Below are 21,042 nucleotides of genomic sequence, written 5' to 3' on the forward strand. Positions count from 1 at the left end.
TTAGGCGGGACAATAGTTATACACAATCCAGTTTTATTGGATTCAGCAGACAACCAAGTCTTAATGCCAGCAAAAGAAAAATTGAAAACCTTCGGGGCGTCAATTAAAAATAGTGAACTGCCGACAAAATACAAAGAGGCGATTGCGTCCTTGTGATGCATTCTTCCGCAGGCGCTGGAGACATAATCAATGCAATCGTTCGCGGATGACTTCTGATCTGAAATAGTGCTGTAGCATCCGGCAGTTTTTTGACTATTCTGGTTTGATAACGTATCAATTTCAGTCCTTAGAAATTTTTAGCTCTTCAAAGGATGGCCCAAATAGATGATGATGAGATTGAGGAAAAAGAACGGCAACTCTATCGCCATACCTTTAAGATCTTTCTCCAGCAGGTGGAAGCAAATGATCAGGAGTATGCTGGCGGCCATAACGAAGTTACCCCACAGAAATGTTTTTGGGAAGAGGATCAACAGGGAGCTGATGATCGTTACTGCGCCGTTGATGGCAACCGCAGTTTTACTGAAATGCCATTTGCCAAACATGGTGAGCATTTCCTCTTTGCCCGAGAGCATCGCCCAGCCTTGTTTGAGGCCCATGAATACGGCAACAGCTATCAGGATACCATTGATGATTTTCAAAACCATGACGAGAGACATTTCTCTAAATATAACATTATCCGATCTCATCAAAGACACTTTACCTTTGCAAACTCGCTGCTGCTGATGACCTATCTCTCTGAACCGTTCCGGTCACCGGCTCTTTTAGCATGTCAAAGACCTTGAAGACGATAATCACTTCCAGCAGCTCAGCGAACATATTGATGACATCGGCCAGTGGAATCAATACAACAGTGAGGAAAAGACAGGCTGACAGAATCTCCAATGCGCCGGCGATGAACGCAATGACACCCAACACGCGTCGCAGTTTAATAATCGCATAGCCATACAGCAGACCAATCGATCCATACAACATGGCGATAGTGAAGATCGAGAACGTGCGATCATGAACGAGGTATACTGAGATGACATCATATATGCAGATGGCAGCGGTAATGACGATATGCGTAGTTGCCGCGATACGGATCAGATAGTTATCAACAAGTTTTCCTATATGGACGTATCCTAGTTGAAATATAATAAACGAAATTCCAATCAGGATCTTAAGCAGTGTATAAGGTGTGTCGCCGAAGACAATCAGGTCCGTGCTGAAGCGATAGTATTCGGCAAATGCTTCGGGAAACGTGAGGATGAAATAGATGAAGCCGAACACCAGGGCAACTCTTAGTCTTTGAGTATTGGTTGATGTGGATGTTGTTGCAGTGATCGGAACTTTATCCGCGTTAGCCGTATCTTCATTGTGCTCGTGATTAATACTTTGAGTTTCATCATTGGAAGTGCCGAAGATTTCTTCGAACGGGTAGTCCAGAGCAGTGACGATCGTCTTTATCGTATAGCTGCGTGGCATTACTTCTCCGGTTTCGATCCGCTGAATTGTTCGAACACTGATGTTGCAGCGTTCGACCAGCTCTTCCTGAGTGAGGCCGCGGTTCTTTCGGAGTTCAGTTAATTTCTTGCCAAGGTCTGGTTGCTTCATGTTCGTATGAGTTGTCCTGGAAAGTATGCCTGAAGGTCGCCCAAATTATGGTCGAGAGCAATGAGTGGTTTCCGGGTAAGTGGCCAGTGCCCGTTGTTCTTCTTCTTTTGGAATCAGGTTAGCAAACAATGGTTTGGTTGACAGTATTCTAAAAACACGCCGGATAATTTCTGCATTTGAGGATGGCGAATAAGGCTTGAAATCGCCAGCACTTTTTAAATTCGTATCAATGTCTGCAAACATAACGGGTGAGCTGCACGCAAAGTCGAATGTGCGAAGGTTGAGTTGACGCCTGTTCGTGTTACTCCGCGTTTGCAGGTGAATGGTTAAATTCTTCACGTCGTAAACAATGCTCCAGAAAGTAAGTTCAGGCTGGGCTGATGCAGAGAGAATACCGAAAGCATAGTCCACCGGTCTGCTCACATCAAAGTTTCCGAGCATCTTTCCGGCTATAGCGAATCTTTCAAATGAAGATGATCCGGTCGGCATGTTCGTGTCCTTTACGGAATGGTAATAATCTAAGCTGTTGTTATAGGTGTCGTTGGTGAGCGCACATACTTCAAGATCTCCGTTTTTTCTTACTACCAGTTTTCCGTTGATGTACTCCAGCGCAGCAGTATTTCCTTTTGCATCAAAAATGAGAAAGTGAATGGGAGCCGAATGTTTAGAGACTCTCACAACGGCGTCGGTGGCTAATTCCTCATCAACGGTCGCACTGTTGTCAAGTTGATATTGAATCCACTGCAGTTCAGCCAGGCCGGCACGGTTATCAGTTTCAGGATAACCGGTGTCTGCCAGATACATTTGCTCTACTACCAGACCTTTCTCGTTCATGCCGCCAAAGGGAAATTCCCGTCCAATCTGATTGAAAGTAATGCTTCCGTACTTCGAAGTCCATTGGATGGTAGGTTCACCCGGCATTGGAAATGATGTCTTGGATATGGACCTCTTGTTTGCTATGATTTGTCCGTCGCCCATGTAGAAGTCAAAGTTCTTCCCGAAGATGAGCTGATCTTTATTGTGAAAGCAGAACGTTGTACAGGCTTCAGATGAAATGCCGCAAACGCACAGAAAGGCAATTACCGGGAGGCGGAGGATCGTGGTGAGGTTCATAATTTTTTACACAATGGTAGACCGGGCACTGATGCTCACCAATTTTTAGACCAGGAGTTTACCCGTCATTTACCCGACATTCTTTGAAATTTGAGCTGATTTCGAAGACAGTGACGCCTTCATTGGCGTTGGGTCCCGAAGGCGTTAAAGCTAAGGGTTCTGGCAAAACACCTTAAGAACCTTTCGCCCGTGAGGACTTTGGACATCGAGAAGATAGAGGCCAGGGCTAGCATTCGTCTGAAGCTCAACCGGTGCGTTGGTTTCCGCTGTCGCTTCATGAATACGCTGACCGGTTATTGTGTACAAGGTTATAGAAGCCGATGTCTGTCGGGGGGAGTTCACCTGCAGTTTCAGCGTGCCATGAAAAGGATTCTCTCTCAGCACGACATTGAAGGACGCATCGTAAACACCTGCTCCAGTGATCAGATTAGTTCTCGACTCATTGTCAACCGTTATCACCCGTGCGATATCGGGAGCAGGCTGGAAGCTGGCGTTGCCGGACTGCGTTGCCGTTATTGTTATTGTTCCGGTGCTATTAAGTGACAATACATTTTCAGATACTGATGCGATGTCGGGATCCGAGCTATAATAGGTTATGGGCAATCCACTGGTTGCTGTCGGTGGCATTTTGATTTGCTTTTCCTCCAATGAAACCTTCTCAAATGGTTCAAACTGGATTGCCTGAAAGGCTCTGTCGTCGCGATTCCGCACCAATATCAACTCACAGCTTTGCGGCATTCCGCCTGACGGTCTTGAGAAATCGCGCTTTATTGCAAAGGCATCTGTGTGAGGATCGAATTCGAAAAGAACGCCCTGGCTAGTTGTTCCTCCCTGTTCAGTGGTTCCATAAAACTTACCATTGGACGATTGAAGCAAGCCGCCCCGGGGAGCCTTCCCAGTATTGCTGTTGCTATCGAATTCGAATCTGGTAACAAGTGTTCGGGTATGATAATCAAACTCAAAAATGACACCGTCGTTGTATTGACCACCCCATGAAGTAGTGCCGTAAAGCTTTCCATCATATCCGAGCGTCAAAGTACCCAGGGGATTCGATCCGGTTTTCGGACCATCAAAGTCGTGAAGTTTCTCGCAATTACCGGTAGCAGGATCGAAGGCGAAGATTGTACCGAAGCCATATTCGCCGCCACCACCGGCCATGCCATAGAGTTTTCCATCTGTAGCAAGAGTAAGACTGAACGGAGGTCTATTGCCTGTAACAAAATCCAGGTCGTATCTTTTCGTTAGTGTTCCTTTGTTCGGGTCAACTTCGAAGATAACACCAAGCGTGTACTTGCCACCTTCATAGCCTGTTCCATATAACTTACCATCATAAGCGAGAACCAATGAGCCAAAAGGAAAGACACCCGTAGAAAGCGCCTCATTGCTGAAATCTGCCACCTTACGAAGGCGGTTCGTTACAATGTCATACTCGAAGATCGTTCCATCGTGATTGACGCCGCCTGACCAGGCCGCGCCATACAATTTGCCATTGGGAGCCCAGGTGAGTCCACCCATTGCGCCTGATCCTGTTGCATAGTATTCAAGCTCAGTCTTTTTGTGGTATGCTCCGTTCTGATCGATTTCAAAGATCACTCCTCCATTATGTCGTCCACCACTGTGAGTTATGCCATACAATTTGCCGTTTGGAGCTTTGAGCATTTTGCTTTCCGGTAACGATCCATTGATACTGTCAAAGTGATGGATGACCTGATAGTTTGATCCATCCGCGTTGGTGGTGTAGATGACACCATAGTCATGTTCGCCACCCGTTGCCGTCATACCCAGGATTTTGTCCTGGCAAATTCCGGATTGGGCAGATAGGAGCAAACAACCGAGGACGAGATTACGGAGGGTATTCATAGTGGCTAAGGTGAAGGATCTTTTTTGGGGAGCAAGTGAATTTATCGATTCACGCTGAGTTCAGCAAAGACCCGAACGGATATATTCAATTCAGCGGCGATCGTTGATGACGGCCATCGCTGCGTTGTGGCCAGGAATGCCACTTACACCGCCGCCCCGAATAGCACCGGCACCACAGATGAAGATTTTCGGATGATCAGTTTCTACACCCCAGCCGGGAGGAGCATCATCTTCGCGGAAAGGAAAGCTAAGGTCGCGGTGAAAGATATTTCCTCGTGGCATGCCAATAGCAGCTTCTATATCCAGAGGTGTTTTTACTTCAATAGTCGGCTCACCATTATTCGATTGAGCAAGTACCGACTCGATTGGTTCGGCAAGCCACTCGTTTAATGAAGCGAGTGCAGCGTTCAGGGCAGTTTTCCTTTGGTTGTCGTGATGCTGGTCGAAGAGTGCAGCCGGTGTGTGAAGGCCGAAGAGTGTGAGTGATTGATATCCCCTGCGCTGCAATTCCGGACTCATTATGCTGTTGTCGGTCAACGTATGACAATACAACTCCAATGGCAGCGGCGATGGGATCTCTCCTGACGATGCCTGCTGGTAGGCTTCTTCGAGCTGGTCGAAGCCTTCATTCACGTGAAATGTTCCTGCAAATGCGTGCAGGGGATCAGCACCGGATTTTAGTGCAGGCAATCGTTTCACCAGCATATTCACTTTCAGCTGCGCTCCGTCCAGGCTGTCCGTTGCAACTTGTCCACGGAGCTTTGACAACACCTGAGGAGCGGCATTGGAGAGAAGATAGTCTCCAACAACAGAAGTATTGTCACTCAGTGTGACGCTTACTTCAGTCGCCGAGGTTTCAACTTTCGCTGCACGACTACTTAGCTGAACAGTCACTCCCGATTTTTGTGCTACGTGCATTAGCTCTTCGGTGAGTTGTCCCATTCCTCCCTGGGGGACTTTCCATTCTCCGGTGCCGTTTCCTATGATGTGATAAAGAAAACACTTATTCGCCTGCAGTGAGAATGCAGATGCAAATGTGCCTATCAGTCCATCGGTAAGTACGATGCCGCGTACAACATCGCTTCTGAATCTTGCAGTAATAGTGTTACCAATTGGACTTTCGATAAGCTGGTCCCATGTTGCATTAAGTCCTATCTCATTTCTTAGTGACGAACGTGTCGGAAGAGGTTGAAGTAACGAAGGTGCTATACGTTTGGCGAATTCAGCCGTATCGCTATAAAATGCTTTCCATGCCTTCATGTCTTCACGACCAAGCTTCATTGCTTCGAAAGATGCCGATGTTTTGTCATCCCAAACTCTTGAAATATGAAGACCACGATGTCCGCGCTCGTCAGAGAATGGGGTAAAGCTCGCTACACTCCGGGAAATGGTTTTGAAGTTGAGATTGAGATCCCTGATGATCTTATCGGGAAGCAGCGAAACGAGATAGGAATACCGTGAAAGGTGAGCGTCGAATTCGGGGAACGCGCGCACGCTGGTTGTCGCTCCGCCGGCTTCTGAGTTAGCTTCGAGAACGATTACACGCTTGCCAGCCTTAGCGAGATATGCCGCAGCGACCAGGCCGTTGTGCCCTGCGCCGATGATCACCACGTCATATTTTTTCGTGCTCATGTTTCCGATATAAACATGCGTATCCTTTTACCGTGCTTCATTTGCTTTCAAGACCCTCAGAAAGTTTCCTCCAAGAATTTTGTCAATGTCCTTTTCACTGTATCCTTTTTCAACCAGTGCTTTAGTAATCAAAGGATATGAGGTCACGTCATCAAGGTCACGTGGGTTGAGGGTGATCCCGTCGAAGTCAGAACCGAGTCCGACATAGTCGGCGCCGACCAGCTTAACGATGTAATCAATGTGATCGATCACCAGGGGAAGTGGTGGCCGAATTGCATTTACTTCGTCGGCGTATTTGTGGAACAAATAATCAGAGGCATAGAAATCATCCATACCACTTTTCATCAGTGAATCATTTTCAGCGGCGTGCTTCTTGAAAAAAGCATTTTCCTTTTTGCTGAATGTGCTGTCGATAAATCCGGGATTGAAGTTTATCTGAATCACTCCTCCATTTTTGGCTACTGCTTTTATCTGATCGTCTTTCAGATTTCGTCTGTGTGATGTGAGTGCATAAACAGAGCTATGAGAAGCAATGATTGGCTTTGAGGTAAGCTTGATTACATCCCAGAACGTTTGTTCGCCGACGTGACTAACATCAACCATCATTCCCAGTTGATTCATCCGTTGCACTACCTGCTTTCCAAAATCAGTAAGTCCTTTGTGAGGAAGATCAGGCTTTGTTGTTTCATCGGCAGCGCTTGTAGCCCACGACGGTGCTACGTTGTGAGTCAATGTGAGATATCTTGCTCCGCGTTTGTAAAGTGCTTCAAGCTTGTTGAGGTCGTCTTCAATCATGTGGCCACCCTCTACACCAAACATGGCAGCGATCTTTCCCTGCTTTACCGCCTTCATCAACTCTGCATAGTTAAACACCTTTACGATCTTATCGGGATTGCGTGCAGCAACTGCATCCAGGATGTCCATCTCACGGTTGGCATAGGCGAAGGGTTTTTCAGCGGCACCATCACAGTATACAGAAAACACCTGAACATCGAGGCCACCCTCTTTCCATCGCTTAAGGTCGGTACTTGCTTTCCCACGCAAGTCCTGGTCAAATACAAGTTTCTGGTCGTCGGCCTTCATAAGAATGTCATTGTGAGTATCGACGACGATGGCCTTTTGATGGATCTGTTTGTATGACTGACCGTACGTGTAAGAGGCGAAAAGGAGGAAAATGAGCAGGAATTTCGTGTTCACAGGGTAGAATTCAGGTTTTGGTTCAGAATGAGTTGGTAACACCCAAAATAGCCATTTGGATCCAAACTCTATGCATTGCCTGACTATGAAGTTGCGATGTCAGAGTTGCCCTTGAATCCGAATGCAAATTGACAAAGCTCTATTCCCGATTGAATTGCCGGCCCGCAACGCCTGGAATATTCGCAAGTCGATCATTGTGTAATATTTACATGCAAAGCGCGTGGCATATTAAGTTAGTGTTGCTTATTATGCATAAGGTTGTATCGGCGGTTATTCTGTAAAGTCCTCATGCCGGCACATTGATCGATGTCAGTCATCTCCACCATATGAAGCATAGGTTCTCCATCGCCTGCATGGCGATTTCGTTCATCATTTGTAGTATAGTCCCAGCGTTATCACAATGGAAGCCTCAAAGCGATGGCCTCGAGGGAGGACAGGTTTCTGATTTGTATTCGGATGGCGTGAACATTTTTGCGGCTACGTCCGCGAGCTTGTACGTGTCAGGAGATGGCGGACAATTCTGGAGACCTATTTCGCTTGGCATCGGTGACTTTCAGCCAAGGTGCGTGACAGGATCAGGTGCTAATCTGTACTTAGGTGCCAACTTTGGTGGAATGTTCAGCTCAAAAGATGGCGGTAAGACATGGGCAAAAGCAGGTTCAGAAATAACCAGCGCGGTTCGAGCCGTGCATATATTTCATAACAGAATTTTCGCCGGAACCTCAGTGGGAGTTTATACATCGTCCAACAATGGTGGCAGCTGGAATTTGGCCAATAGTGGACTTTCCAATAACAATACTGTATGGTCTTTTACAAGCAACGAGAACAGCATTTTTGTTTCAACCGGTGACGGTGTATATGAAAGTAAGAACGACGGTACGTCATGGACGCGAGTCGGTGCAAACATCTCTGCAACAACGACGGTCATAATTAAAGGTGAGACTCTATATGTATCGGCAGGAAACGAAGTACGAAAATCGACGCTTAATGAGGGCGGATGGTCAGACTGGTCAATTGTGTCCAACGGACTGCCCGTGGACGTACGTGTGACGAGACTGTTTTCATACGGTGATGAGATTCTTGCCGCTACCACGAAGGGTGTTTATCGGGCAGACGCTCAGGCGTCGAATTGGACATTATCGAGTGATGCGTTGCCCGATGAAACAAGTGTGTATGCCTTTGTTGTTCATGGAGGAAAAGTATTGTCCGGAACAAATACAGGTATCTATGTTGCCAGCAACGCAAATAACTGGTCGGCAGTTAATTCAGGCCTTAACAATCCACAGGTATCATGTTTTATTTCTTCTAATGGCAATATCTATGCAGGTACCAATGCCGGTGTGTTTCGTTCGGCCGACGAAGGTGTCACATGGCGGTCGGCACGAACCGAGCTTACGGGTACCGGGATTTATGTGCTGAACTTGTTATCGGATGGTACAAGGCTATACGCAGCGACACAAAAGGGAGTATACGTCTCCAATGACAATGGGGATCACTGGGAGTTTTCCAATAATGGAATTCCGATAAATCACATGCCAACAAAATTTGTTAAGCACAAGGATAAGATCCTTGCCGGTTTTTCAAATTTCGGACCTGATCAGGGTACACGAATTTATTCTACCACTGATGGCTCTATTTGGACCGAATTAACGAGCAACTTACCTGCGAGCTCGATGGTGGGTGCACTGGTATCTACAAATGGAATTTTGTATGCTGGCGTGGACGCGTCACTATATAAGTCAACCAACGACGGCGCCACCTGGACTTTGCTGAAGTCGAATACGTCAGGCGGAGACTACCTTATGACGCTTGCGGCAGACGGCGACAAAATTAGTTATGTGCTGTTCCACCAGTTGTTTCGGTCTGTTGATGGTGGCGCAAATTGGCAAACTCTGAACGTTGGTTCGATCTCGGGCCAGACTTCTTTAGAGTTAAAGGAAGCAAATATTTTTTTAGGTGAGTCTTTGTCTAACAATGTCGTAATGTGGTCAAAGGACTCCGGCGGCAGTTTCGTGCATGGGGGTGCGGGGCTTTCGTCGCGAAGTAACACTGCCCTGTTCGTATACAATGACAAACTCTTTGGTGGATTCACAGGACATCAAAGCATCTGGGTCAGATCTCTCTCAGACTTTGCAGCTAAGATGATTTCATTTTCACCCCTGAGTGGTCCACCTTCAACCACGGTAACCATCACCGGAAATAACTTCGACACTACTCCGGATGGAAATTCGGTTGCCTTTAATGGTGTAGCGGCAAAAGTTGTTAGTGCTACTGCCACGACACTAACGGTCACCGTACCTTCGACCGCTACAACGGGTAAAATTGTTGTGATGGCGCTTGGACAGACTACAACAAGCACTGTTGACTTTACTGTTGAGGACGTTGTTACTGCTATTGAGTTTCCAGGTCAAGAATCGTTCACAGTGTTTCCCAATCCTGTTGACAACATTGTGAATGTGGAAATCAGCATGTCAGCGCAAAGTCCGGCTACCATTGTGATATACGACATGATGGGTCATGTCATTCAAAAAAACCAAATGACCGATGCTCGTGGTGGCGCGCTGGACGTCACAAATCTCCATTCGGGGTACTATATTATCAGGGCCACAAATGGGAGAATAGACTATCGTCGGGGGATCATCAAGCGCTGAAATAGGCCCCTTTCCACATCTGCCCCTCCCGAAATATCCAACCGTACCCCATAAATGCATCGTGGTTCTTATGCGCATGCACACGAATGCACTAGATTTATGCGGCGTATAAACCGGCACTGTTGGACCGGGGACCCTATGATAAGAGTGTCGAAGTTGGTTTGGTGTGTTTGCCTGGGAATCGTCACGGGAAATATTGGCTTTGCTCAGTTCCAGCCCAACCCGCTCATTAAGCATTACAGCATTCGCGACGGTCTCTCGCAGGGAGTTGTGAATAGTATTGTCGAGGACGCGGACAATATGATATGGATAGCCACTGAGGATGGCCTTAACCGCTTTGATGGCTACAACTTCAAAGTGTTCAAGCAGGACCAGGGCGATGGCAAGGTCAATTCGGACAATTTCATCCAATCTCTTTTTCGCGATTCGAATGATACACTTTGGATATCGTCACGCAACGGCTTGTTGAGTTTTGATCCCGGTAGGGAATCATTTAAGCGTTTCAGATATACAGGCAAGTCGGCCATCAATGATGTTAGCTTCATTACGGAGGGAGCATCCAAAAATCTCTGGGTGGCATGGTATGCAGAAGGGCTGGCGTCGTTCAATAAAACCACGAAACAATTTACGCCATACGTTGCTTCTGCCTCTTCACTATCGAGTAGTCACACCGTTGCGATACACGAAGACAAGCTTGGCTTCCTGTGGATCGGCACTCAAAACGGGGGGCTGAACGTATACAAGGTATCGAACGGACAACTAGGTGAGCGGATCGGGATGCTTTCAGACCAGGAACAACTGCCGTCGGCAAACGTGCGCACGATTGTCGAAGATAGGTTCACCAACGTTTGGATAGGAACTTCGAAAGGCATAACCGTCTACCTGCGGCAGCAGAACAAGTTCTATACTTTTGATGATCCCAGATTTGAGGTTTCCGGCAAGGGGATCTTTGCATTGCTTGTTGACAGCAATGACAATCTTTGGATAGGTACGCAGGGCTCAGGTCTATATCAACTGGATCTGCGGCAGTTTAACACACGACAGCCGAACGACTTCATCTTCACCCGCCATACGCATCTTGCCGACTACGATATTTCTAAGCGCACGATTCAGTGCTTCTATGAGGACAAAAACAAGAACCTCTGGTTAGGAACGTTCGGTGACGGCCTTTACATGATCAGTCATGATAAAGAAAAGTTTGCGCGCGTACAGACACCGTTGTATAACCAATCGGCAATGAGCCTTGTCTCTTACTATGGCATTTGTTACGACCATGATGGAAATCTCTGGCTGGGAACAGATGGTAATGGACTGATTGTAAAGGAACAGTCGGGGAAGGACCGGAGGCACTTCATTGCTGACGGAGAGCCGGGCAGTCTTGAAGACAACGCTATACAAGCGGCACTTTGCGATTCCAAAGGACGACTGTGGTTCGGCACCTATTCGCATGGGCTGTACCGCTATGACAAGCAGCGCGATGCATTTGTGCATTATGCGTTCAAAGGCACTGACGCTGTTCGCTCCGGCGGCTACGACATCCGTGCAATTTTTGAAGACAGCAAGCACAGGCTGTGGATAGGCACAAACCGTGGTGGCATTTGCCTTGTTGATGAGCAATCCCAAAGTTACGCTACACCGGCAGGGCTACCCGACCTTCTATATAGTGGAGACATCCGAACGATAATAGAAGATAAAGGTGGCAGTTTATGGCTTGGGTTCTATGGTGATGGTGTACATCGCTTTGAACCCGCGAGTGGAAAGCTGGAGCATTATTTTGGAGAAGAGGATCCGCGTGGCCAACTGAACAATCGGATTGTGTACTCGCTTGCCCTCGACAGACAAAATAATCTCTGGGTTGGCACTGCCGGTGGAGGCTTATATCAGTATGACCCTAAAAGAAAGAATCTGCGCAACTACACAGAGAGGGACGGACTCATCAACAATACTATATATGCAATACTCATTGACAATAACAACCAGTGTTGGGTAAGCACAAATACCGGCGTATCGCGTTTTAATCCGGGATCGCGCAGGTTCACTAACTATCAGGCCATTGATGGTTTGCAGGAAGGTCAGTTTAATCCAGGGTCCGGACTCTATAATTATATAGCGGGCTATATGTGCTTCGGTGGAACTCAGGGACTCAATGTTTTCCACCCCGAGCAAATGGAAGAACATGTCAACAAGCCAGTAGTGATGATCACTGGCCTGCAGCTATTTAATCGGCCGGTATCATTGGGAGACAGGGCTAGTGGTAAGCCCATATTGACAAAGGTGATTTCGAAGACGGATGAGATCACGCTTAGTCATGATCAATCGGTTATAACTCTGGAATTTGTCGGTCTGGACTATAGTCACACAGAGAGGATGAAATATGCATATCAGCTGGAGGCGCTCGACGACGACTGGAATTACGTAGGCAATCAACGAACGGCCACGTATCGCTATCTGAAACCCGGTAAGTATGTGTTTAAAGTGAAGGCATCGAACGAGAGCGATCGCTGGTCGGACGAATACGCCAGGCTTACCGTTGTAATCGAGCCTCCGTTTTGGAGTACGCCCTGGGCTTATGCCTTGTATTTCGCAACGGCAATGCTGCTTGGTATTCTCATCTATCGGGTCAGTCGTCGCCAGATAAGTCTTCGAAAGCGGCTAAAGATTGAGAAGGCACAACGCAAGCATGACCGGAGAATGGCAATGGAGAAGCTTACCTTCTTCACCGAGATTTCGCACGAATTCAGAACGCCTTTGACTTTAATTATTGGTCCGTTGGAGGAGTTATTGTCACGGGAGTCTCTCAATTCACCGCATGTACGAAAGCTGCGGATGGTTCATCGAAATGCGCATAAGTTGCTTGAGCTCATTAACAAACTGCTCGACTATCGGAAGATCGAAAGCGGCAGTGTTATGCTGAAAGTACGTGAAGACGATGTTGTTTCGTTTACCGGTGAGATCTTTTCAATGTTCAACGATCTTGCAGAAAAGAAGAATGTTCGTTACACGTTTCACGCTGAACAGGAAGAAGTCCGGGTCTGGTTTGATCGCGAGCGGCTTGAGATGGTCATCAGCAATATCATCTCCAATGCATTCAAATACATAGGCGAAGGGACCGAAATCACTGTCACCGTTGGTTCTCATTTTTCAGATAAGTATCCGCAAGGAAGAATTGTCATTAAAGTACGCGACAACGGGATGGGTATATCAAAGAAGCACATGAGCAGCATCTTTGAATGGTTTTACAAGGGTGACAACTCAGTTGCCATGAGCTCGGGGATAGGATTGTCGCTTGCCAGAAAGCTTGTGCATCTTCATAAGGGAGATATTTATGTCGAGAGCACAGAAGGGCAAGGGTCTACATTCAGCATCAAAATACCTTTGGGCAAGGCCCATTTCAATGAGGGTGAAGTGACATTTGTAACCTCAGAACCGGAAGACAACCCTGTTGCTACTGTTGTTAATGGTCATGACGACATGGGTGAGCTGGCAGATGGAGCGCCACATCGCAAGAATGAAAATGTTGTATTGATCATTGAAGACGACGAAGAGATTCGTGGATTTATAAAGGAATATGTGTCTGACACCTATAGTGTTCTTGAAGCAGAAAACGGAACGGAGGGACTGGAGATCGCGCAGACGCAACATCCTGATCTGATTATCAGCGATATCATGATGCCTGGAATTGAGGGCATCGAGGTTTGTCGTCAGCTGAAACAAAACGTGCGGACGAGTCATATTCCGGTTATTCTGCTCACGGCGCGCACTTCGTTGCAACATCAGAAGGAAGGGATCGAGATCGGTGCAGATGCCTACATGACCAAGCCGTTTAGCCCTGAGATACTATCGCTCACCATATCTAACCTCCTTAAGTCGCGCACAAGTCTCATGCGTTTCTATCGCAACCTCTTTATGGAGACGTCGCAGCCAGAACCTGAGCAGGAGAGGAATGCGATGGATGAGAAATTTCTTCACTCTATATATGATCAGCTGAAAGCGAACCTCAGCAAGACCGATTTCAACATCAATGAACTTGCGGATGTGTTGAATATGAGTCGTTCGCTGGTGTATAAGAAGGTGAAGATGCTTACCGGTCTGTCGCCTGTTGAGTATGTGCGTTCGTTGCGGATGCAGGAGGCGGCGAAATTGTTGCGCACGCATCAATATAAAGTGTTCGAGGTTGTGTACATGGTTGGCTTCTCGGACCTCAAGTATTTCAGAAAGTGTTTCGCGAAAGAGTTTGGTGTGTCGCCTTCCGATTACATCAGGCAAGTGGAGTCTCAAAATCCTTAAAACGCCGCCTACAAACGTTTTAGCGGGTCAGATTTCCACATTTACCCCTTCTTTTATCACAATTAACACCCGTTTCGAACAATCGATTCCGGCAACATTTGCATCAGCCCGCAACATCGGTGTGTGGGTCAGTTAATTTCCATCTAACCCAAAGTATATGAGTAAAACACTACAGGAATCAAGCATGAAGTTGTTTGCTGCGATGACGTTGATCGCAGTGTTGCAACTGGCGCTGGTACCGGTTTTTGCCCAATCGTCAATTCGCGGGACGGTAACATCCGGTGATGACGCATCACCACTCCCCGGAGTGAACGTCGTGGTGAAAGGCACAACCGCAGGCGCGACGACTGATCAATCGGGAAACTTCGTCGTTAACGTCCCGAACGCTGATGCGGTACTCGTGTTCTCTTTTATCGGTTATAAATCGAAAGAGATCACCGCAGGATCGCAAACCACTATCAATGTTGTCCTCGATGCCGACACAGAAACGCTTTCCGAAATCGTAGTGGTCGGTTATGGTGAGACGAAGAAAGAATCATTGACGAGCGCTATCAGCTCGGTAAAGGGTAAAGAGTTTGTGAAAAGCCCTCAGCCCAACCTGTCAAACTCGTTTGCCGGTCGCGTCTCCGGTGTCGTTGCGAATACATCGAGTGGTGAGCCCGGCTCCGACAATGCACGACTGCTAATTCGCGGACAAAGCACAACAGGCGATAACTCACCATTGGTCGTCATTGATGGCGTCGCCAACCGGCTAGGTGGTCTTGAGCGTCTGGATCCGAATGACATCGAAAGCGTGTCTGTTCTTAAAGATGCGTCGGCAGCGATCTATGGTGCACAGGCAGCTAACGGTGTTATTCTCGTTACTACAAAACGGGGAACAAAATCAAGTGCGCCCGTTTTCAATTTCACTTACAACCTGGGTGTCGCCCAGCCCACCCGTTTGCCGAAGATGGCGGATGCTCCAACGTATGCCACCATCCTCAACGAGATCAACTATTATCGGACTCCAACCGGTGGTATGAATCAGATCTATTCAGCTGACGAGATCACTAAGTTTGGCAATGGAACAGATCCTGTGAACTATGCCAACAGTGACTGGATCGGTGCAGTGATGCGTGATAACTCACTGCAGGACCAGCAAAATTTGTCAGTGTCTGGTGGCGGTGAAAGTGTTCAATACTTTGTGTCGCTGGGAAGAAGACACCAGGAAGGTATCTATAAGAATACCAACCTTGACTATACGCAGTGGAACATTCGCTCCAACGTCGACATCAATGTTACGAAGGACCTGAAGATCGGTGTCGACGTCGCGGGTCGTCAGGAAGATCGTGTGTTTCCCACCGAATCTGCCGGAAGCATTTTCCGTTCGGCCTTCCGTACCTACCCGACAATGGCTGTGTATTACCCGGGAAATTTGCCATCACCAGGTATTGAGGCCGGCCTGAATCCTGTTGTCATTTCAACCGCACAAGCGGGATTTGATGAGCAACCAAAAACAGTAGTCAACACGTTGCTGAACTTTGACTACAAAGTGCCCTTCCTGAAAGGGCTTTCTTTGAAAGGGTTCTATGCGTATGACCGCATATTCGAATCACGCAAATACTTCAGACAGCCATGGACAGTATATACAATCAACAACAGCACTAATCCGGAAACATTCGATCCGGTATCGCGCGGCCCCGTAACCGCTGAGTTGACCGAACGTCAGCGTAACGATGTACTTAATACAGCGAACATCAGCATCAACTATGAGCAGATGTTTGGCAGTACCTTCATCAAAGCATTCCTTGCCTATGAGCAAAATGCTCAGGAAGCCAACTGGTTTGAAACGTTCAGAAGAGGTTTTCTGTCGCCAGCGATTCCGGAAATTGATCTTGGTGGATCGGCGCCGGAAGAACGTACGAACTCCGGTAACAGCGAGCGCTTTACGAGGAGGAATTACTTCGGACGTTTGTCTGCCGATTTCAAGTCGCGTTATCTCGCCGAAGTGCAGTTCCGTTATGATGGATCATCCCGCTTCCAGGAAGGCAATCAGTATGGATTTTTCCCAAGTGCATCGGTGGGATGGAGGATCTCGGAGGAATCATGGTTCAGTGTGGCAGCCATCAACAATCTGAAGGTTCGTGCATCATATGGCTTGTTGGGTAACGACCGCATTCGTCCGTTCCAGTATCTGAACACGTTCAACATCAGAACTGCGAACTATGTACTTGATGGAACCCCGGTATCAACCTTTGGTATTGCTCAGCTTGCAAATCCAAACATCACCTGGGAAACAGCGCGCAAGCTTGATATCGGTATAGAAACCAAGCTGTTCCAGGACTGGTCACTTGAGTTGGACTACTTCAGTGAAGAGCGCAAGGACCTGCTTATTCCGCGTACCGGTTCGATTCCTTATGTATCCGGTATCGTAAATGAGTATGGTTCGCAGCATACGCCTCCGGATCCTGCAGCTATTATTCCTGATGAGAACATTGGTATCGTGAAGAACCGCGGCTTTGAGGCACAACTCGGATATACTCACAGCTTCGGACAGTTTCTCGTGAACGTTGGCGGAAACTTCACTTATAATAAGAGCGAAGTAGTATTCATGGATGACCCCGAAGGCATTCCAAGCTATCAGCGTCGCGAAGGTGCTCCACTTGGATCGCAGTTGTTATATAAGACAATCGGCCTATTTAACTCTGCTGAGGAGTTGACACAGTATCCACGTTTGCCAGGCAATCAACCAGGTGATTTGATTTATCAGGACACTAACGGTGATGGTTCTGTTACAGCCAACGATATGGTTAGACAAAACCTCAGCAATGTTCCTCAGATCATCTATGGTTTCAATACGACGCTTGCATTCAAGAACTTCGACTTCTCAATGTTGTTGCAAGGTCAGGCGAAGTCAGTGCAGTACGTGTTGACAGAAGCTGGTGAAGTCGGTAACTACTTCGACTCATGGGCTTCTAATCGCTGGAGCCCTACCAATCCCGACGGTACCTATCCACGTGTTGATGTTCGGACTTCATCCAGCATTAACGGCTCGTTATACAGAAATGATTTCTGGCTTTACAATACGGCGTTCATGCGCATCAAGAACATTGAACTCGGTTACAACATACCGTCTGCTGCGGCAAGCCGTGTATTGCTAACCGGTGCACGTATCTACGTGAGCGCATTCAACCTGGCCACATTTACGAAGGTGAAAGACTTTGATCCGGAAGGTCAGAGTGAGAGCGCGCAGTTCTATCCACAGATGCGGATCTTCAACGTAGGCGTCAATCTAAAATTCTAGTTATGAAGAAGTATTCAATGTATATTCTGATCACGACACTTTGCGTTTGTCTCGTTTCGTGTAACGATGACTTCCTGAACGTAAAGCCAACACAGTTGACTGATGAGGCGGTATGGAAGGATGCCAGCCTCACGGAGGCATACATCATCAATCTTTACACCGGCATCAGACTAACAGAGAAAGAGCCGAGTAAGGGTGAACGTTACATTGGTTTCGGCAGAGGTTTCCACTGGGCCATGTACGCGTCAGTTACTGATGAGGCCGTGTATAGCAATGACGATCAGACGTATCTCGTTCAGCGAGGACAGCTTAGTCCAAGCAACTATGGATGGATGAGCACCGTGTGGGGTCGCAGCTATCGCGGAATACGCGAAGCCAATCTCGCCCTTGCAAACCTGTACAAGACGCCTGTATCGGATGTCCGTCGTGAGATCCTGACGGCAGAAGTTCGATTTGTTCGTGCCTTCCGTTACTTCGATCTGTTGAAGGGGTTTGGTGGTGTTGCTCTTGTGGGCGATCGCGTTACTGAACTTACTGATGACTTTTCTGATCTCTATGACCGCAAATCTGTAGCGGAGACCGTTGCCTATATTGCAAGCGAACTGGATGCTGCCGCTGGAATATTGCCGGCCCAGCCGAATGGCGATTGGGAGCGTGGTCGCGCTACGAAAGCAGCAGCCATGGCGTTGAAGTCACGTGTTCTGCTGTATGCAGCCAGTCCGTTGTACACAGGCGGAACAAGTGACGTTGCCAAATGGCAGGCAGCTGCAAATGCAGCCAAAGCAATCATGGATCTTAATCAGTTCTCGCTGGTCACCAATCTTGCAGCAGATGCTGCAGAGAATTACCGCTTGCTATTCGTATCCACTCCAACGCAGGAAGACATCTTTTTCCGTGAGTATACGAATACAAGTCCAAGCATGGCGATGGAACGGATGAATGCTCCCAATGGATATGGCGGCTGGGGAGGTAACTGTCCAATGCAGAATCTGGTGGATGATTATGAGACCATGGATGGCAGAGCGATATCTGATCCTGCATCGGGCTATGACCCACAGAATCCATACGTGAATCGCGATCCGCGTTTCTATGCAACCATCTTATTTAATGGTGCAGCGTATCGTGGCAGACAGGTTGAGACGTTTCTTCCATCCGGAAAGGATAGCCCCGATGGCAACGAGCCCTGGAATACATCGCCAACCGGATATTATTTAAGGAAGTTTTTGAAGGAGTCCGTGGGCCTTGAGGACTGGAACAACATGGGAACTGCGACATGGCGCTACTTCAGATACGCCGAAGTGCTCCTTAACTATGCTGAGGCGCAGAACGAAGCGGTTGGACCTGATCAAAGTGTTTACAGTGCCGTTAACGCAGTGCGTCAGCGCGCGGGAATGCCTGCATTGCCTGCGGGATTGTCTCAGGCACAGATGCGCGATCGCGTTCGGAATGAGCGTCGTATAGAGCTGGCGTATGAAGAGCATCGCTACTTTGATGTGCGTCGCTGGTTGATTGCAGAAACTGTTGAGAACGAACCAGCCGAGGGTATTTCAATAACAAAGAGCGGAAGCACGCTTACGTTCACGAAGAAGATTGCTCTTGGTGGAAGGACCTTCGGAAAACAGCATTACTGGTTCCCTATACCTATCGAGGAGATCAATGCTTCCAACGGTGCTCTGGATCAGAATCCTGACTACAAATAATTAAGACTTGGGTTTGAATAGCAATGGTGGAGGTTGTCCTGACCTTCACCATTTGTTTTACCAGCCCATACGTAAATTGAATAATGAACTTCAAAAGCAAAGTGAGATGATACTAGTTGGCAGGTGCTATTCTTTTCACCAAGGACTAACAGCCGCGACCATCGTCGCGACCTTTTCATTGACGTTCGCTTTACTGCTCAGCGCGTGCCGGCAGGAGACGACGAAGCCCGACGTCAGTGCTGAACAGAGTCTGGTGGTGATTGATTTGGCAGACCGGAAGCAAACGATCGAACATTTCGGCGCTTCGGACGCCTGGAGTGCACAGTATGCCGGACTATGGCCGGACGCGAAACGCAATCAGCTTGCTGACTGGTTGTTTAGTAAGGAAATGGATGCTAACGGCAGGCCTAGGGGCATCGGATTGTCCATGTGGCGATTCAACATCGGTGCAGGCAGCGCGGGCCAGGGTAATATAAAAGATGAATGGCGTGCAGCCGAGTGTTTTCTGTCCGATAAGGGATATGATTTCACAAAGCAGGCCGGCCAGCAATGGTTTCTGGAGGCAGCGCGGAAACGAAACGTTGAGAAATTTCTTGCCTTCACGAATAGTCCCCCCGTTGTCATGACAGCGAATCATAAAGGTTTCTCATCGAAGGGTGACGAGACGAACCTGTCGCCCGAAAAGTTTGATGCCTTTGCAGACTTCCTGGTAAGTGTCTTGAAGAACTTCAACGACACCGGAAGGCCGTTCGATTATATCAGTCCGTTCAATGAGCCTCAGTGGGACTGGACGGAGAATTCACAAGAGGGAACGCCATTTCTGAACAAGGACATATATGAAGTAACGAAGCGACTGGACAAGAAACTGGCCGAAGCCAATCTCAACACAAGGATTCAAATATCGGAGGCAGCAGTACTCAACTACCTGTACCTCGTTGGTGACAAACCCGGACGCGGAAATCAGATCGGTGAGTTCTTTCGTGAAGGCTCGCCCTATTACGTTGGCGGGCTTCAGCACGTAGACAAATCGATATCAGGTCATAGCTATTTCAGCACAACCCCTCGCGACTCGCTTCGCGAAGTAAGAAGAAAAGTTGGAATAGCAGCGGCGAATGCTTCTGTGCCGTTGAAGTTCTGGCAGAGCGAGTATTGTATCCTGGGCGACCAGGAGGAGGTGAAGGGCAGTGGCAGGGATACATCAATTGCTCCTGCGCTTTATGTAGCAAGAACGATCCACTATGATCTTACCGTGGCCAATGCGTCGGCCTGGCATTGGTGGTTATCGATATCTCCGTATGACTACAAAGATGGTCTCGTTTATATCGATCAATCGAAAACGGATGGAAATATCACCGATAGCAAGCTGCTGTGGGCGCTTGGCAACTTCAGCCGGTTCATCCGGCCTGGCGCGGTGAGAGTTAATGTTTCTGCAGAGGCATCAGACATTAATGCTTTTGAAGGAGCGTTGATTTCATCTTATGTCAACGCAGATAATGAAGTGGTGATCGTGGCGATTAACAACACAGATAAGGATCGCGAGATAACGTTTGAGCTTAAGAACGGCAGTGTGAAGCAATTCAAGTCATATGTAACGGGAACTGCCAGCGATGAGAATCTGAAACCCGCCGGCGACGTAACGGGGAATAAGGCTTTGTTGGTAAGGAATTCGGTGACGACGTTTGTGGGGAAGATGGAGTAGGTACAGGAGATGCAATGCATTGCCTAT

The 21,042-nt window shown here is 47.8% G+C and carries 11 protein-coding genes; 5 read left to right on the forward strand and 6 right to left on the reverse strand.

Features of this window, described 5'->3' with window-relative positions; genetic code table 11:
* Positions 1-296: 296 nt before the first annotated feature.
* The 6 genes from WBG78_RS04105 to WBG78_RS04130 form a co-directional block, all read right to left on the reverse strand.
* Positions 297-644: a DoxX family protein gene (locus WBG78_RS04105; protein ID WP_337325101.1), complete on the reverse strand. Its 348-nt coding sequence runs from the start codon at positions 642-644 to the stop codon at positions 297-299.
* Between the two features lie 52 nt (positions 645-696).
* The gene (locus WBG78_RS04110) at positions 697-1,593 is read right to left on the reverse strand and encodes a helix-turn-helix domain-containing protein (protein ID WP_337325102.1); all 897 of its coding nucleotides are present in this window, start codon (positions 1,591-1,593) and stop codon (positions 697-699) included.
* Positions 1,594-1,638: 45 nt separating this feature from the next.
* Positions 1,639-2,706: a linear amide C-N hydrolase gene (locus WBG78_RS04115; protein WP_337325103.1), complete on the reverse strand. Its 1,068-nt coding sequence runs from the start codon at positions 2,704-2,706 to the stop codon at positions 1,639-1,641.
* Between the two features lie 150 nt (positions 2,707-2,856).
* Positions 2,857-4,566 carry a choice-of-anchor tandem repeat GloVer-containing protein gene (locus tag WBG78_RS04120; RefSeq protein ID WP_337325104.1) on the reverse strand — a complete coding sequence of 570 codons (1,710 nt, stop codon included), beginning with the start codon at positions 4,564-4,566 and terminating at the stop codon, positions 2,857-2,859.
* Positions 4,567-4,656: 90 nt separating this feature from the next.
* Positions 4,657-6,198, reverse strand: coding sequence for a phytoene desaturase family protein (locus tag WBG78_RS04125; protein WP_337325105.1), 1,542 nt, complete (start codon positions 6,196-6,198; stop codon positions 4,657-4,659).
* 27 nt (positions 6,199-6,225) lie between these two features.
* Positions 6,226-7,395 (reverse strand): dipeptidase, encoded by a 1,170-nt coding sequence (locus WBG78_RS04130; RefSeq protein WP_337325106.1) that lies wholly within the window; start codon positions 7,393-7,395, stop codon positions 6,226-6,228.
* A 326-nt stretch (positions 7,396-7,721) separates the two neighbouring features.
* On the opposite strand from WBG78_RS04130, the gene WBG78_RS04135 reads away from it, so the two are divergent.
* The 5 genes from WBG78_RS04135 to WBG78_RS04155 all read left to right on the forward strand — a co-directional run bounded on the left by WBG78_RS04135 (position 7,722) and on the right by WBG78_RS04155 (position 21,015).
* Positions 7,722-10,046: a T9SS type A sorting domain-containing protein gene (locus WBG78_RS04135; protein ID WP_337325107.1), complete on the forward strand. Its 2,325-nt coding sequence runs from the start codon at positions 7,722-7,724 to the stop codon at positions 10,044-10,046.
* A gap of 138 nt (positions 10,047-10,184) precedes the next feature.
* Positions 10,185-14,333: a hybrid sensor histidine kinase/response regulator transcription factor gene (locus WBG78_RS04140; protein WP_337325108.1), complete on the forward strand. Its 4,149-nt coding sequence runs from the start codon at positions 10,185-10,187 to the stop codon at positions 14,331-14,333.
* 157 nt (positions 14,334-14,490) lie between these two features.
* Entirely contained in the window at positions 14,491-17,616 is a 3,126-nt protein-coding gene (locus WBG78_RS04145; protein WP_337325109.1) for a SusC/RagA family TonB-linked outer membrane protein, read from the forward strand.
* A gap of 2 nt (positions 17,617-17,618) precedes the next feature.
* Positions 17,619-19,316 (forward strand): RagB/SusD family nutrient uptake outer membrane protein, encoded by a 1,698-nt coding sequence (locus WBG78_RS04150; protein ID WP_337325110.1) that lies wholly within the window; start codon positions 17,619-17,621, stop codon positions 19,314-19,316.
* Between the two features lie 106 nt (positions 19,317-19,422).
* Positions 19,423-21,015, forward strand: a complete 1,593-nt coding sequence (locus WBG78_RS04155; RefSeq protein ID WP_337325111.1) for a glycoside hydrolase — start codon at positions 19,423-19,425, stop codon at positions 21,013-21,015.
* Positions 21,016-21,042 lie beyond the last annotated feature (27 nt).

It is taken from the genome of Chryseolinea sp. T2, assembly GCF_037203685.1.
In the GTDB taxonomy this organism is placed as follows: domain Bacteria; phylum Bacteroidota; class Bacteroidia; order Cytophagales; family Cyclobacteriaceae; genus Chryseolinea.